The following is a 14,238-nucleotide window of genomic DNA, read 5'->3' as shown; positions in this document are numbered from 1 at the left end:
TTTCATGTATGACCCCTATCAGGTGGTTGAAGCTCGTGCCCTTGGCGCAGATTGCATTCTGATCATCATGGCATCCGTCAGCGATGATCAGGCGGCGGAACTGGAACAAACCGCTTTCGATTGGGGTATGGATGTTCTGATCGAAGTGCATGACGAAGCAGAACTGGAACGCGCAGCACAGTTGAAAAGCCCGTTGATCGGCATCAACAACCGCAACCTCAAGACCTTCGAGACCACATTGGACACCACGCGACGCCTGTCCAAGCTGGTGCCCGCAGACCGCACCATCGTTTGTGAAAGTGGCCTGGCAACGCCCGATGACCTAAGAGAGATCGCGCGCTATGGTGCCCGTTGCTTCCTGATTGGCGAAAGCCTGATGCGTCAGGACGATGTCGAGGCCGCCACGCGTCATATTCTGTCCAAACCTCTGATCCCCGGAGTGATGTGATGCCGCTAACCCATTTTGACGCGCAAGGTCAGGCGCATATGGTTGATGTGTCGGACAAAGACGTGACTGACCGTGTCGCTGTTGCTGCCGGGCACATCAGGATGGCGGCAGAAACCTTTGAAATCATTTCAGAAGGTCGCGCCAAAAAGGGAGACGTATTGGGCATTGCCCGTCTGGCGGGCATCATGGGTGCAAAGAAGACACCTGACCTGATCCCGTTGTGTCACCCTCTTCCAGTCACCAAAGTGGCGGTTGAACTGACACTTGACCCTGATTTGCCAGGTGTCCAGATCGAGGCCACAGTCAAGACCTCGGGACAGACAGGTGTTGAGATGGAAGCCCTGACCGCCGTCTCAACCGCTGCTTTGACAGTGTATGACATGACAAAGGCCGTCGATAAGGCGATGGAGATTGGTGGCATCCGCGTTCTTTTGAAAGATGGTGGTAAATCAGGACGTTACGAGGCGAAATGATCACGGTCGAAGAGGCGCGCGCCCTGCTGTTCGATCTGGTGGGGGTTTTACCTTCGGAAGAGGTTCCTCTGGCACAGTCCGCCGGGCGTGTTCTGGCGCAGGATGTTGTGGCGCGGCGGAACCAACCGCCCTTCGCGGCATCGTCGATGGATGGATATGCCGTAAAGGCCGCTGAAGTTGAGCTGCATGCTATGTTCAAGGTGGTCGGCGAATCTGCGGCCGGCCATCGGTTTGACGGCCAGGTCGGGCCCGGTCAGGCGGTGCGCATCTTTACTGGTGCGCCAGTGCCCAAGGGCGCGGACTTTGTGGTCATTCAGGAAGATACTGACCGTCGTAGCGACCTGATCACGATTACCGACGAACCCGGCCCCAAAACCAATATCCGCCCTGCTGGCGTAGATTTTGAAATCGGTACATCCATATCAGCGCCGCGTTTGATCCGTCCCGAGGATGTGGCCCTGATGGCCGCAATGAACACCCCACGCGTCACGGTCGCACGCAAACCGGTGATTGCCCTGATCTCCACCGGCGACGAGTTGGTGATGCCCGGAGAAGAGCCGGGTCCGGATCAGATCATTGCTTCGAACACATTCGGTTTGCAGGCGCTACTAGAAGGTCTGGGGGCATCCGTGCGTGTTCTCCCTATTGCGCGCGATACCGTTTCCTCGCTTGAAACCGCATTTGGGCTGGCAAAAGGGGCCGATCTTGTCGTCACAATCGGCGGCGCTTCGGTTGGTGATTATGACCTAGTCTCGGATGTTTCGCAGGGATTGGGGATGGAACGGTCGTTCTACAAGATCCGAATGCGTCCCGGAAAACCACTGATGGCCGGTCGTATCGGCAAAACGGCTATGGTTGGCTTACCCGGCAACCCGGTCAGCGCCATGGTTTGCGGTTATCTGTTTCTGGCACCAATGGTACGCCGGATGCTGGGTCTGGACCATGTGGTTCAACCTTTCCTTACAGCGCAACTCACGGAACCCTTGTCTGAAAACGGACCGCGAGAGCATTACATGCGCGCTGTTCTGAGCGACACGGGCATCGCGGCCTGCGCGGATCAGGACAGCTCGCTTCTTAGCGTTCTGGCGCAGGCCAATGCGCTTTTGGTACGACAACCGCACGATCCTGCCCGTGAAATCGGAGAGACGGTTCAGTACCTGCCGATCTGAGATGTTCTCAAATCCGTTGACACAAAACGTGAACATGCGTAGAACAAAAGAAAACGCATGAGCGACGAGGTGTGAGCGATGCTGACCAAGAAGCAATTGGATTTGCTGGAATTCATCCACAAACGCGTGCAGGCGGATGGTGTTCCGCCCAGTTTCGACGAAATGAAGGCCGCGCTTGATCTGCGGTCGAAATCCGGCATCCACAGATTGATCACCGCGCTGGAAGAACGCGGGTTTATCCGCCGCCTTGCCCATCGCGCCCGCGCTATTGAGATTGTGAAACTTCCCGAAAGCCTTGGTGGCGAACCCACAGCCGGGTTTACGCCGCGGGTTATCGAAGGTGACAAACCGGAAGGCCGGCGCCCTGCGAATGTGGAACCTGTATCAGTCGACGCGCTGGAACTGCCGGTCATGGGTCGGATTGCAGCCGGTGTCCCTATTGAAGCCATAAGCCATGTCTCGCACCATGTTGCCGTCCCCGGCCCCATGGTTTCTGGCAAGGGCGAGCATTACGCATTGGAGGTTCGTGGGGATTCGATGATCGACGCGGGCATCAACGACGGTGACGTGGTGGTGATCCGGGAAACGTCGACCGCAGATAACGGCGACATTGTGGTTGCTCTGGTCGAAGATCAGGAAGCCACGTTGAAGCGGTATTTCCGTCGGGGCAATGCCATCGCGCTCGAGGCTGCCAACCCGGTCTACGAAACGCGTGTCCTGCCCGAGGAAAAGGTCAAGGTACAAGGCCGCCTTGTGGGCCTGATCCGGACTTACTGAGCCCACTTGGACCGAAGGTCCGCGGTCGTGCTTGGGGACCACAGCCTGTGCCCTGTTAGCTCGGCACTCGTTACCAGCTTGCCATCCAGAACTGACAGGCTTCCGGTTTCATACAAACGATCCGGGTCAAAGACCCCGCACGGCCCTTTCAAATTCAGAGTCACGGCAGAGACGATGATCTGGTTTGCCTTGCATTCGTCAAACCCGTTTGCCGCCCGTTTGCCGGTCAGGTGGATAATCTCCTGATCTTTCAACAGGTAGCGCTGGATCACGTTCGTCTCGGGCCACCTGTGCGCTGCCTGAGACTGATCGACACCATCCCCGTCATTCTCAAGCCAGACAGTCGCGACAAACCCGCTGCCTTTGCTTTTGCTCAGCGCGCGGCCTTGTTCGGTCATTACACCCACCAACCCTCCGGTTTCGGCAATCAGGGCGTCTGGACGTTCTCCCGCAGTCCAAAGCAAAAAGGCAACCGCAAGCGGGCCCATCCCGACCCACCGCGCGTACCCCTGCCACAAGGCAATCCACAAAGCACCCAGGGCAATAAGAGGAAGAACGTACCACGGCGGGCCAACTACAAAGCCCTGTGCGCCGTCTAACTGCGAAACCCAGTGCGACACCGTCAAAATCCAGTTCAAAGCCCACCCCATGACCGTCAACGGAATCGCCTCAAGCCCAATGGGAGCCAATAGCGCAGCAACCACAGCCGCCGGGACGACAAACAAACCCATAACCGGAACAGAAAGCAGATTCGCCAAAAGGCCATAGTGCGACATGGTATTGAAATGCGCGGCACCAATCGGAGCTGTCGCAAGCCCGGCAATGGCCGAGGACATGAGCACGCCAATCACCGGTTTAAGCCATTTTGGTCCGGGCATGGGGCCGACTTCGCGCAGCGCCCCGAACACGGCGACCAAAGCAGTCGTGGCCGCAAATGACATCTGGAACCCCGGGCTCAGGAGCGATTCCGGCCTGAGAAGCAGAACGATCACCGCTGCAACCGCCACAGCGCGCAACGAGATCGCCCGGCGGTCGATAAGCACAGCGCCCAACATGACCGTGACCATGACAAACGCGCGCTCGGTTGCAACGTTACCGCCAGAGAGCATCAGATAGATGGTCGCCGCAGCCAACGCACATACCGCAGCCACCTTTCGAACAGGCAACCGCAGTGCAAGCGGCGGAAACAGCGACAAACCAACCCGACAGGCCACAAACACAAAGCCCGTCAGCAGCCCCATATGCAGCCCCGATATGGCAAGCAAGTGTGCCAGATTGGATGCCCGTAGCGACGACAGCGTGTCTTGCCCCATTCCACTACGATCACCCGTGGTCACGGCGGCAGCAAAGCCACCGATTTCGCCGGGTAGTATCTCTTTCACGCGTTCTGAAATGGCCATGCGGATGGCGGTTATCCGAACGCCGTCGATCCCGTCCGAGGCAGGTGCGATGGTCAGAACCGGAACGCGTGTGTACCCCAAAGCACCCAAGCTTTGGAACCAGGCGTGACGGCGAAAATCGAACCCGCCGGGTTCCACCGGGCCTTGTGGCGGTGACAAATGCGCCGTTGTCATGATTCTCTGCCCCGGTGCGATAGGACCGGTTGGGGCATGAACGGAAAGACGGATGCGCTGCGGCCTTCGCTCCTGCGGCACGTCCCCTATGCGCACCTGATCAAGCGTCAACCGCAACGCATCCGAGGCAGACCGATCGATGGCGACGACCCTCCCCTCGACGGGGCCATAATATCGCCATGACAGAACCGGTTCTGCCACCATATGGGCGCGAGCACCTGCCAGGCAGAAACCGGCAGCGATCAGCGCCCCCCCGATGGCCAACGAACCCAACCCCGGCGGAAGCCAGCGGCGCACAGTGATGAGAACCACGCACAGTCCGGCCAGACCATAATAATCCCGCAATTCAGGCTCAGCCCGAATGCCGAAATACAGACCGATCCCAGTAGCAAGCAAGACCGGCGTCCACGGGAACAGATGCCCCGTCTGGCGCAGCAGCGCGGCCTCGACCCGTGCAAGAACACGCATGGTTGCCCCCGTCCTTCGGGCTCGTTAGACAGGCGTCAAACTATGCCAGATACGGTTACCAAAAGGTTAATCCTCATTATGTCCGACCAGGTCGTCACCCGTTTTGCCCCTTCACCCACCGGTTTTCTGCACATCGGTGGCGCACGCACCGCGCTGTTCAATTGGCTCTATGCTCGGGGTCGCGGCGGCAAATTTCTGTTGCGGATTGAGGATACCGACCGCGAACGCTCGACCCCCGAAGCAACCGCTGCAATCCTTCAGGGCATGGCATGGCTGGGTCTGGACCATGACGGCGACGTGATCAGCCAGTTCGAAGGGGCGACCCGCCACGCCGAGGTCGCGCATCAATTGCTGGCGGAAGGCAAGGCTTACAAGTGCTTCTCGACACAGGAAGAAATTGCTGCCTTCCGCGAACAGGCTCGGGCCGAGGGTAAATCGACCCTGTTCCGCAGCCCCTGGCGCGACGCCGATCCGGCGACACATCCAGATGCGCCGTTTGTCATCCGTATCAAGGCCCCGCAGGACGGTGCGACCGTGATCCGCGATCAGGTTCAAGGCGATGTCACCATCCGTAATGATCAACTGGACGATATGATCCTGCTGCGTTCGGACGGCACACCCGTCTACATGCTGGCGGTGGTGGTCGACGATCACGACATGGGCGTCACCCATGTTATTCGCGGCGACGATCACCTCAATAACGCGGCGCGTCAGATGATGATCTATGAGGCTATGGGATGGGACGTTCCGGTCTGGGCTCATATCCCTTTGATTCACGGGCCCGACGGTAAAAAGCTGTCGAAACGCCACGGCGCGCTTGGTGCACAGGAATACCAGGCCATGGGGTATCCTGCGGCTGGTATGCGCAATTACCTTGCTCGTTTGGGCTGGAGCCACGGTGACGACGAGTTCTTTACGGATGCTCAGGCAAAGGAATGGTTTGATCTGGATGGAATCGGCAAAAGCCCTGCTCGTTTCGACCTGAAAAAGCTCGAGAATCTCTGCGGGCAGCATATTGCAATCTCAGATGATGCTGCGCTGCGGCAAGAAATTGAGGATTACCTCGCGGCAGCAGACCTTCCTGCTCTCACACCGACACAATCCAGTGATCTGGAACGTGCGATGTATTGCCTCAAGGATCGGGCACGTACTTTCCCGGAACTCCTTGAAAAGGCGCATTTTGCGTTGACCGAACGCCCAATTGTTCCGGATGAAAAGGCGGCAAAGGCGCTGACATCTGTATCCGATGGTATACTGTCGGAATTGACGCCGCAGCTGCAAAATGTTAGCTGGTCCCGGAACGAACTGGAGGAGGCCCTGAATTCCTTTGCCGAGTCAAAGGAGCTCAAGTTCGGCAAGCTGGCAGGTCCGCTACGGGCTGCGCTGGCAGGTCGGGCCGTTACACCTTCGGTTTTTGACATGATGCTGGTGCTGGGACGGGATGAAACCCTGGCGCGGCTTTCTGAGGCAGCGAAATAAACCCAATCTTCATAAACGGGTAACGCTGCTCCGCTAACACCCGGATTGCGCGTTCGCGCGCAGTCGTTGCCCGTATCGCTGGCGATCTGTCTGGCGTGCGCATGAATGAAGAAGGGACAACTATGACTGACAGCAACAAAACAGCCACTCTGACTGTTCACGGCAAAGAATACGAGTTGCCAGTTCATTCCCCTACCGCCGGACCTGATGTTGTCGATATTCGCAAGCTTTACGGACAAGCCGGGGTCTTCACCTACGATCCGGGCTTTACCTCGACCGCGAGCTGCGACAGCACCATTACCTATATCGACGGCGAAAAAGGCGAGCTGCTGCACCGGGGCTATCCGATCGACCAACTGGCCGAGAAATCGCACTTCCTCGAGGTTTGCTATCTGCTGCTCTACGGAGAATTGCCGGCGGCAAAAGATCTGGAGACGTTCGAAACAACGATCACCCGTCACACCATGCTGCACGAACAGATGCAGTATTTCTATCGCGGTTTCCGGCGCGACGCGCACCCTATGGCGATCATGGTCGGTGTTGTCGGTGCGATGTCGGCTTTCTATCACGATTCCACTGACATCTCGGACCCTCAGCAGCGCGAGATCGCGTCTCATCGCCTGATCGCCAAGATGCCGACGATTGCAGCCTGGGCCTATAAGTATCACACAGGTCAGCCCTTCGTGTATCCGCGCAACGATCTGGACTATGCGTCCAACTTCCTGCGCATGTGTTTCAGCGTTCCTGCCGAAGAATATGAGGTGAACCCGATCCTCAGCCGCGCGATGGACCGTATCTTTACCCTGCATGCGGATCACGAGCAGAACGCCTCGACCTCGACCGTGCGTCTGGCGTCGTCCTCGGGCGCAAACCCGTTTGCGTGTATTGCCGCGGGTATCGCCTGCCTTTGGGGTCCGGCGCATGGCGGTGCGAACCAGGCCTGCCTGGAAATGCTGGAAGAGATCGGCACTGTCGATCGCATCCCGGAATTTATCGCGCGCGCCAAGGACAAAGACGATCCGTTCCGCCTGATGGGCTTTGGCCACCGCGTCTATAAAAACTTCGATCCGCGCGCCAAGGTCATGAAGCAATCGGCAGATGAAGTGCTGGATTTGCTGGGCATCGAAGACAACCCGAAACTGCAGGTCGCCAAGGAACTGGAGCGCGAGGCGCTGGAAGATCCGTATTTCGCCGAGAAGAAGCTGTTCCCGAATGTGGACTTCTATTCGGGCATCATCCTTGAGGCGATGGGTTTCCCGACCTCCATGTTCACGCCGATCTTTGCCCTGTCGCGCACCGTAGGCTGGGTCAGCCAGTGGAAAGAGATGATTGCCGATCCTCAGAACAAGATTGGTCGTCCGCGCCAGTTGTATCTGGGCGAAACACTGCGGGATTACGTGGATATCGAAAATCGCTGATCCCTCGGATTGCTGTTTAAACTGTCAAAAGGCCCCGGTTTCTCCGGGGTCTTTTTTGTCCCGATCCCACCTGTGTTACCGAATTGTTGTCACGCGGCGGCAAATTCGGAACAGGCGAGTGCACAGGCTTTACCGGTTTTGTTCGCGAAACTAGTGTGCCTGAAAATGATTGAACGGCGTGTTGTAATGTCCTTAAGGTCTGCACTTTTGGCTGTTTCAGCCTGCTTTATGCTGTCCTCTGCGGCGAATGCTCAGACCTTGATTGAGAACGCATTCAAGGCCCTGCAACGCGAGAACGCGGCTGGTTCATTGGCTATCATGGGTCTTGCAGGCATCCCGGATGATTCCGCCAGCGCGATTTCACTGCAATCCAATACAGGCAACCGCGAGTATGATTTCAACTCGGCCCAACTTGGCGGCGGCTTCAGGCTGAGCGAGGGTGTCCCGCTATATTTGGAAGGCTACATCGGGTATGCGCGATACGATCCGGTTCTGTTCTTTTCAGGCTCGGGGCAAACGGCCACCCTTCCCCTGAAATGGACCAGCGCTGCTGCGACCGGTGGTATTGGATACCAATTTGACCTGGGTGAGCGCTGGAAGCTGACGCCCATGGTTCACCTTTCAATTGGCCGCACTCAATCAGATGCCTCGGTGGTCACACAGTTTGTCGCCAACCGGCTGGGCATTGATGCCGAATTTGTACAAAGCGGTGGACTTTGGGCCGGGGGTGCCGGGGGGTCTGTCACGCTGGACTATGCGCGCCCGCTTTCAAATGATCGCGAGTTTGAGGTGAGCTTTCGCTACACGCATATCGAATACTGGCCTATCGGTGATGACAAGGACCTTCTGGTGCAGTCCACAGCAGCGAACGCAGTGTTATGGACGCGCTACCGTTTTCCGTCCGGTGCCCGGATGTTCGGACGTCCGGTGCGCTGGGTCGGTGACTTTTCCTATTCCTACCTGATCGGCGACCAATCCCTTGTTCTGGGCACCGATTGGCTGGCCCGTATTGGCGGCGGGGTCGAGGTCGACCTGTCCGACACATGGGTTCCGTGGGTCAGCACGACCCGCGTGATGGTGCGGTATTACGGCAGCGACACGGTCAATGGGTTCACTGCCGGAATCGGAATAAGTTTTTGAAGTAAAATATCAGAACAGACTCATCTGATCCCCGGGTTGCGGCGGCACAGAAAACAGGTCGCACCGCAGCGGTGGAGATTTGACCGACAACCCAAGACGTTTGCAAGCTTTCGAAAATCTCTGTGCGATCATCCCCGCATAGATACCTTCACCCCGCATTCGATGCCCCCAACGCGGGTCATAATCACGACCTCCGTGCATGTCGCGCAGCTTGGACATAACCTTTTCCGCCCGTGCGGGTTGGTGTTCGGCCAGCCAATCCTGCCACAGCTGTGACACCTCACGAGGTAATCGCAGCATGATCCAGCTTGCAGCATCTGCGCCAGCTTCCTGCCCCGCCTCCAGCAGGTTCTCAAGTTCATGATCCGTCAGCCCAGGCACAATCGGCGATGTCATCACACGCACCGGAACCCCGGCCCCGGTCAATGTGCGGATCATGCGCAGCCGCCGCTGCGGTGACGGCGCACGAGGCTCCATCCGGCGCGAAAGATTGGCATCCAAAGTGGTCAGCGAAATTCCGACGCGCGCCAATCCACGGCTGGCCAATTCGGCCAGAATATCAAGATCGCGTTCGATCAAAGCCCCCTTGGTTACAATCGCAACCGGATGATTGAACTCTTGCAGAACCTCTAGGCAGGACCTTGTAATCAGGCGATCTTTCTCGATCGGCTGATATGGGTCCGTGTTGGTACCAATGGCCAGCGGGGCAACCTTATAGGCCTTGGATGACAATTCTTTGCGCAGAACACAGCTCATATTCGGGCGGGCCGTCAGGCGGGTTTCGAAATCCAACCCGGCGGACAGACCCAGGTAGGCGTGGCTGGGCCGCGCAAAACAATAGACACACCCGTGTTCGCACCCTCGATAGGGATTAATCGAACGATCAAAAGGCAAATCCGGAGACCGGTTGTATGTAATCGCACTGCGCGCAACCTCATCCCGTGTTTCGGTGCGCAGAGGCGGTAAGGCTTCGTCAATGTCCCATCCGTCATCGATGGAAACAGTGGCGAACCGCTCGAACCGTCCGGTCGCGTTCGAATGTGTTCCTCGGGCTTTTGGGATCGTCACAGCATTCATTTAAGCAATTTGTTCATGTTATGTTCCTATCTGGAACATACGACCGGTGCGAGCCAGACGCAAGTCATCCCTGTGTCAGACCAAATTGGTACGATTAAGCGGAATGCACGATAATCATGCAGATTTTTCATTCGAGCTGCGCGTTTTTTTGACATATAGGTCGGTCCCGAAACGACCGACGTCGCAATCGTCACAGTCAGGATGCGACGTTTTAGCCAAAACGGAAAAAATGCCACCACGGGCCGATGGCCCGCCCAGCACAGGGAATACCCCATGTCCGACGAAGAAGACATCATCCTGTCCGAACTGAACGACGACGAACTTGTCGAGCAGATGTTCGACGATCTCTATGACGGCCTGAAAGAAGAGATCGAAGAAGGAACCAACATCCTGCTGGAGCGGGGATGGACCCCTTACGACATTCTGACCAAGGCTCTGGTCGGTGGCATGACCATTGTGGGCCATGACTTCCGCGACGGCATCCTGTTCGTGCCCGAAGTTCTGCTGGCCGCCAACGCCATGAAGGGCGGTATGGCGATCCTGAAACCGCTGCTGGCCGAAACCGGTGCGCCGCGCGTTGGCAAGATGGTGATCGGCACTGTGAAAGGCGACATTCACGACATCGGCAAGAACCTTGTGTCGATGATGATGGAAGGCGCAGGGTTTGAAGTTGTCGATATCGGCATCAACAACCCGGTCGAAAACTATCTGGAAGCGCTGGAAACCGAACAGCCTGACATTCTTGGTATGTCCGCCCTGCTGACGACAACGATGCCTTACATGAAAGTGGTCATCGACACGTTGGTCGAACAGGGCGTCCGTGATGACTATATCGTTCTGGTTGGCGGCGCCCCGCTGAACGAAGAGTTTGGCAAAGCCATCGGTGCAGATGCGTATTGCCGTGATGCTGCGGTTGCAGTGGAAACTGCAAAGGACTTTGTAGGCCGCAAGCACAATCAGCTGGCTGGCTAAACCGCCTGGACTTTCATCCAAAGGGTCGTCCGGGTTGGGCGGCCCTTTTTCGTTTCAAACCATAGGGATGAAAACCTGGAACAATAGGGATCGCCCTCCATCATAGGGTCCTTCAGGCAAACCTCTGACTGCAAAACCAAACCAATGACGTCGGCAGCTTGCTTTCAGAGGTCGGAACAGGGCTTGCTCGTTGTTGATATTCATCCTCTTCTAGGGACAGATTCAGAGGACGCCACACCATGCAAGAAGACGCCCTGCCCGATGATGCCAGTCTGACAACCAAAGGCTATTCCAGCGCCGAGTCGGGCCGCATCCTTCTGATCGCTTGCGGGGCTCTGGCCAGAGAGATTCTGGATATTAAAACACGTAATCATTGGGGCCACATGGAGCTGACGTGTCTGCCCGCGATCCTGCATGTCCACCCGGAACGGATCACGCAGGCCGTAGAAGACGCCGTGGCGAAGCACCGGGACAAGTTCGACAAAATCTATGTGGTCTACGCCGACTGCGGGACCGGTGGCCTGCTGCAACAAGCCTGTGAAAAGCTGGGCGTCGAGATGGTGAAAGGCCCCCATTGTTATTCCTTTTTCGAGGGGAACGAAGCCTTTCAGGCGCGCGGCGAAGACGAGACAACGGCCTTTTACCTGACAGATTTTTTGGCCCGTCAGTTTGACGCTTTTGTCTGGAAGCCCTTGGGTCTGGATCGTCACCCGGAACTGCGCGACATGTATTTTGGCAACTACACAAAGCTGATCTATCAGGCTCAGATCGACAGCCCGGACCTGACCGCTCGCGCCCGGGAATGTGCAGACCGTATGGGATTAGAGTTCGAGCGCCGTTTCACGGGCTACGGCGATCTGGAAAACACATTGGCAGATTGGGCAAACCGCCCGACCTGAAGTCATGCGTTCTCTTGCGCCACCTGACGAATGCGTTCGATCATGGCGCGCAGACCATTGGATCGTTGTGCCGACAGATGATCGTTGAGACCTAGACGCGCCAGCTCGGCCCCTGCATCGACTTTGGGCACCTCAGCTACTGGCAATCCATTGTACAAGGACCGAAGGACAGCAATCAGTCCGCGCACGATAAGGGCATCGCTGTCGCCGTCGAATTTGAACACACCCCCTTCTATCATGGGATGCAGCCAAACCTGACTGGCACACCCGTTCACTTTGGTGGCCGGTACCTTGAACGCGTCGTCCAGGGCTTCCATTGCCTTGCCCTGTTCGATGACGTGGCGATACCGGTCTTCCCAGTCCTCCAGAAACTCGAAATCTTCGACAATGTCCTCAAAGGCGGGCGTGGCCATGGCGCGGCGATCCTTTTGGTTGCAGTACCTCCTGTGACCTATGCCGACGACCACCTGCTGTCCAGCCCCGCAGTGGCTTTTCAACGCGAGGAAATTGCGCTAACCCATTGCCTGAATTCGTGTGAAAAGCTGTGGGTCTATGCAAAAATCTCTGTCCGTTCTTATCATCGCCACGCTGACCCTGACTGCATGCAGCGGATGGCGTGATTCTCGGGTGAACCCGTCTAACTGGTTCGGCTCCAGCAGATCGGTCGAAGCTGAAACGCCGCCGGACCCCAATGCAGCTGACGCTCTTGTCCCTAAGCAGAGCAGTGGCAGAGGATTGTTTTCCCGTCCCGAAGTCGTGGATACCAGCGTACCGATCGGTCAAATTGATGAATTGCGCATAGAACCTACACCGACAGGTGCAATCATATATACGTCGGGCACGGCCATTCGTCAGGGGGCCTTTGGCGCGCGTCTTGTCCCGGTGATCAACGAAGAAAACACCAAGAACGGCACGTTGGAGTTTGTTTTTCGCGTCAACTATCCCGAACAGCAGACGCCGCAAGGGTCCGAACGCACACGTATGGTCTCGGACGCTGTGAACGTCAGTCGTCAGGATCTTGAAGGTATTCGACTGGTTCGCGTTGTCGGACAGCAGAACGCGTTGGAATCACGGCGGCGCTAAGCGTCGCTAAAGCGAGACAACCTTGACCGACTGGCCTTTGGCTGCCAGCGCGATCTTGCCTTCACAGAGTTTCAGAGCGTCTTCGCCAAAGACTTCGAACCGCCATCCTGACATGGCGGGCAAGTCGCGTTCGCCGGCGGCGATCTGATCCAGTTCAGAGCTTGTGGCGATCAGTTTGGCGGCTACACCCGAGCTTTCTGTTTTCGACTTGAGAAGAACGCGCAGCAAGTCGGCCAATGCCGGGTTTACCTTCAGCTTGTCGCGCGATGTATCGATCTTGGGCAGCTTGTCCGCCGGACAATTCACACCACGTTTGACGGCAGCCAGTATTCCTTCGGCAATGGCGCCTTTGCGCGCCTCACGCAGCAACAGACGCGATCCGCCCAGATCCGAGGGCGTCTTGGGTTTGGTTGACGCCAGCTCAATCAGTGCATCATCCTTAAAAACCCGGTTCCGAGGGACGTTGTTTTCTTGCGCATAAGCTTCACGAAATTGTGCCAGTTCCCGGACAACAGCCAGAAACTTGGCCGAGTTTGTCCGCGTTTTGACCCGTTTCCATGCCTCTTCCGGGCGGATGTCATAGGTCGCGGCTTGCGTCAGCGTCCGCAGTTCTTCGCCCACCCAATGGCTGCGCCGGGTCTTACTGAGTTCAGCCGCCAGATGTTCGTAAATCTTGCGAAGATGGGTCACATCAGCCAGCGCGTATGATTTCTGTGCGTCGGTCAACGGACGCCGCGACCAGTCCGTGAACCGAGAGGTCTTGTCGACCCCTTGTTTGCAGATCTTGCGCACCAATGTCTCGTAACCCACCTGCTCGCCAAAGCCGCAGACCATTGCCGCGACCTGCGTGTCGAAAAGCGGATTGGGAAACACACCAGCCTCAACCCAGAAGATTTCCAGATCCTGACGGGCAGCATGGAATACCTTGACCACATCTTCGTTACGGAACAGCTCATAAAGCGGCTCAAGCGACAGATCATCGGCCAGGGGATCTACCAGAACCGCGCTGTCTTCGTCGTCGGAAGGCACCGCCAATTGCACAAGGCAGAGTTTGGAATAATACGTCCGCTCACGCAGGAATTCGGTGTCGACAGTGATAAAAGGATAGCCTGCAGCGGCCTTGCAGAAGTCGGCCAGCTCTTGCGTCGTCGTCAGGGTTTTCATGCGCCGTACTAGTATCGCTCTTGGTTTTGTGACTGCCCGTTATTTTCTTCGTCCCGAGCGTTACCGACGACCATAGGCCGATTATCAGGCAGGTGTA

At 57.1% G+C, this 14,238-nt stretch carries 14 protein-coding genes; 10 read left to right on the top strand and 4 right to left on the bottom strand.

What is annotated here, in order from left to right; all coding sequences use genetic code 11:
- The 4 genes from AC2FNU_RS11345 to lexA form a co-directional block, all read left to right on the top strand.
- Positions 1–448, top strand: a 448-nt coding sequence (locus AC2FNU_RS11345; RefSeq protein ID WP_496788150.1) for an indole-3-glycerol phosphate synthase TrpC, incomplete at its 5' end; no start/stop codon positions are given.
- Positions 448–921, top strand: coding sequence for a cyclic pyranopterin monophosphate synthase MoaC (moaC, locus tag AC2FNU_RS11340; RefSeq protein WP_496669748.1), 474 nt, complete (start codon positions 448–450; stop codon positions 919–921). The genes AC2FNU_RS11345 and moaC, both read left to right, overlap by 1 nt.
- The gene (locus AC2FNU_RS11335) at positions 918–2,090 is read left to right on the top strand and encodes a molybdopterin molybdotransferase MoeA (RefSeq protein ID WP_496788149.1); all 1,173 of its coding nucleotides are present in this window, start codon (positions 918–920) and stop codon (positions 2,088–2,090) included. The genes moaC and AC2FNU_RS11335 overlap by 4 nt, the downstream gene beginning before the upstream one ends.
- A 78-nt stretch (positions 2,091–2,168) precedes the next feature.
- Positions 2,169–2,867, top strand: coding sequence for a transcriptional repressor LexA (gene lexA, locus AC2FNU_RS11330; RefSeq protein WP_171173811.1), 699 nt, complete (start codon positions 2,169–2,171; stop codon positions 2,865–2,867).
- On the opposite strand, the gene AC2FNU_RS11325 is transcribed toward lexA, so the two are convergent.
- Positions 2,861–4,909 (bottom strand): ComEC/Rec2 family competence protein, encoded by a 2,049-nt coding sequence (locus AC2FNU_RS11325; RefSeq protein ID WP_496788148.1) that lies wholly within the window; start codon positions 4,907–4,909, stop codon positions 2,861–2,863. The two genes, lexA and AC2FNU_RS11325, sit on opposite strands and share 7 nt — an antisense overlap.
- Before the next feature lie 78 nt (positions 4,910–4,987).
- Between AC2FNU_RS11325 and gltX the strand changes: the two genes are divergently transcribed.
- The 3 genes from gltX (at position 4,988) to AC2FNU_RS11310 (ending at position 8,946) form a co-directional block, all read left to right on the top strand.
- Positions 4,988–6,388, top strand: a complete 1,401-nt coding sequence (gene gltX, locus AC2FNU_RS11320) for a glutamate--tRNA ligase (RefSeq protein ID WP_496788147.1) — start codon at positions 4,988–4,990, stop codon at positions 6,386–6,388.
- A gap of 122 nt (positions 6,389–6,510) precedes the next feature.
- Positions 6,511–7,806: a citrate synthase gene (gene gltA, locus AC2FNU_RS11315; protein ID WP_496788146.1), complete on the top strand. Its 1,296-nt coding sequence runs from the start codon at positions 6,511–6,513 to the stop codon at positions 7,804–7,806.
- A gap of 186 nt (positions 7,807–7,992) precedes the next feature.
- A complete protein-coding gene (locus AC2FNU_RS11310) occupies positions 7,993–8,946 on the top strand; it encodes an autotransporter outer membrane beta-barrel domain-containing protein (protein WP_496788145.1) in 954 nt (317 codons plus the stop codon).
- A gap of 9 nt (positions 8,947–8,955) precedes the next feature.
- Here AC2FNU_RS11310 and AC2FNU_RS11305 read toward each other — a convergent pair whose 3' ends face one another.
- On the bottom strand, positions 8,956–10,023 hold the full coding sequence (locus AC2FNU_RS11305) for a PA0069 family radical SAM protein (RefSeq protein WP_496788144.1): 1,068 nt from the start codon (positions 10,021–10,023) through the stop codon (positions 8,956–8,958).
- Positions 10,024–10,296: 273 nt separating this feature from the next.
- Here AC2FNU_RS11305 and AC2FNU_RS11300 point away from each other — a divergent pair, with 273 nt between their 5' ends.
- On the top strand, positions 10,297–10,995 hold the full coding sequence (locus AC2FNU_RS11300) for a corrinoid protein (protein WP_171090262.1): 699 nt from the start codon (positions 10,297–10,299) through the stop codon (positions 10,993–10,995).
- 239 nt (positions 10,996–11,234) lie between these two features.
- The gene (locus tag AC2FNU_RS11295; protein ID WP_496788143.1) at positions 11,235–11,894 is read left to right on the top strand and encodes a DUF1638 domain-containing protein; all 660 of its coding nucleotides are present in this window, start codon (positions 11,235–11,237) and stop codon (positions 11,892–11,894) included.
- 2 nt (positions 11,895–11,896) lie between these two features.
- On the opposite strand, the gene AC2FNU_RS11290 is transcribed toward AC2FNU_RS11295, so the two are convergent.
- Positions 11,897–12,307, bottom strand: coding sequence for a SufE family protein (locus AC2FNU_RS11290; RefSeq protein ID WP_496788142.1), 411 nt, complete (start codon positions 12,305–12,307; stop codon positions 11,897–11,899).
- Positions 12,308–12,446: 139 nt separating this feature from the next.
- On the opposite strand from AC2FNU_RS11290, the gene AC2FNU_RS11285 reads away from it, so the two are divergent.
- Entirely contained in the window at positions 12,447–12,977 is a 531-nt protein-coding gene (locus AC2FNU_RS11285) for a hypothetical protein (RefSeq protein WP_496788141.1), read from the top strand.
- Positions 12,978–12,983: 6 nt separating this feature from the next.
- Here AC2FNU_RS11285 and rnd read toward each other — a convergent pair whose 3' ends face one another.
- Complete coding sequence (gene rnd / locus AC2FNU_RS11280) at positions 12,984–14,141, bottom strand: ribonuclease D (protein WP_496788140.1); 1,158 nt, start codon at positions 14,139–14,141, stop codon at positions 12,984–12,986.
- Positions 14,142–14,238: the final 97 nt, after the last annotated feature.

Source organism: Ruegeria sp. BHSB064, assembly GCF_059613205.1.
This window is presented reverse-complemented; position numbering and strand designations above follow the sequence as displayed.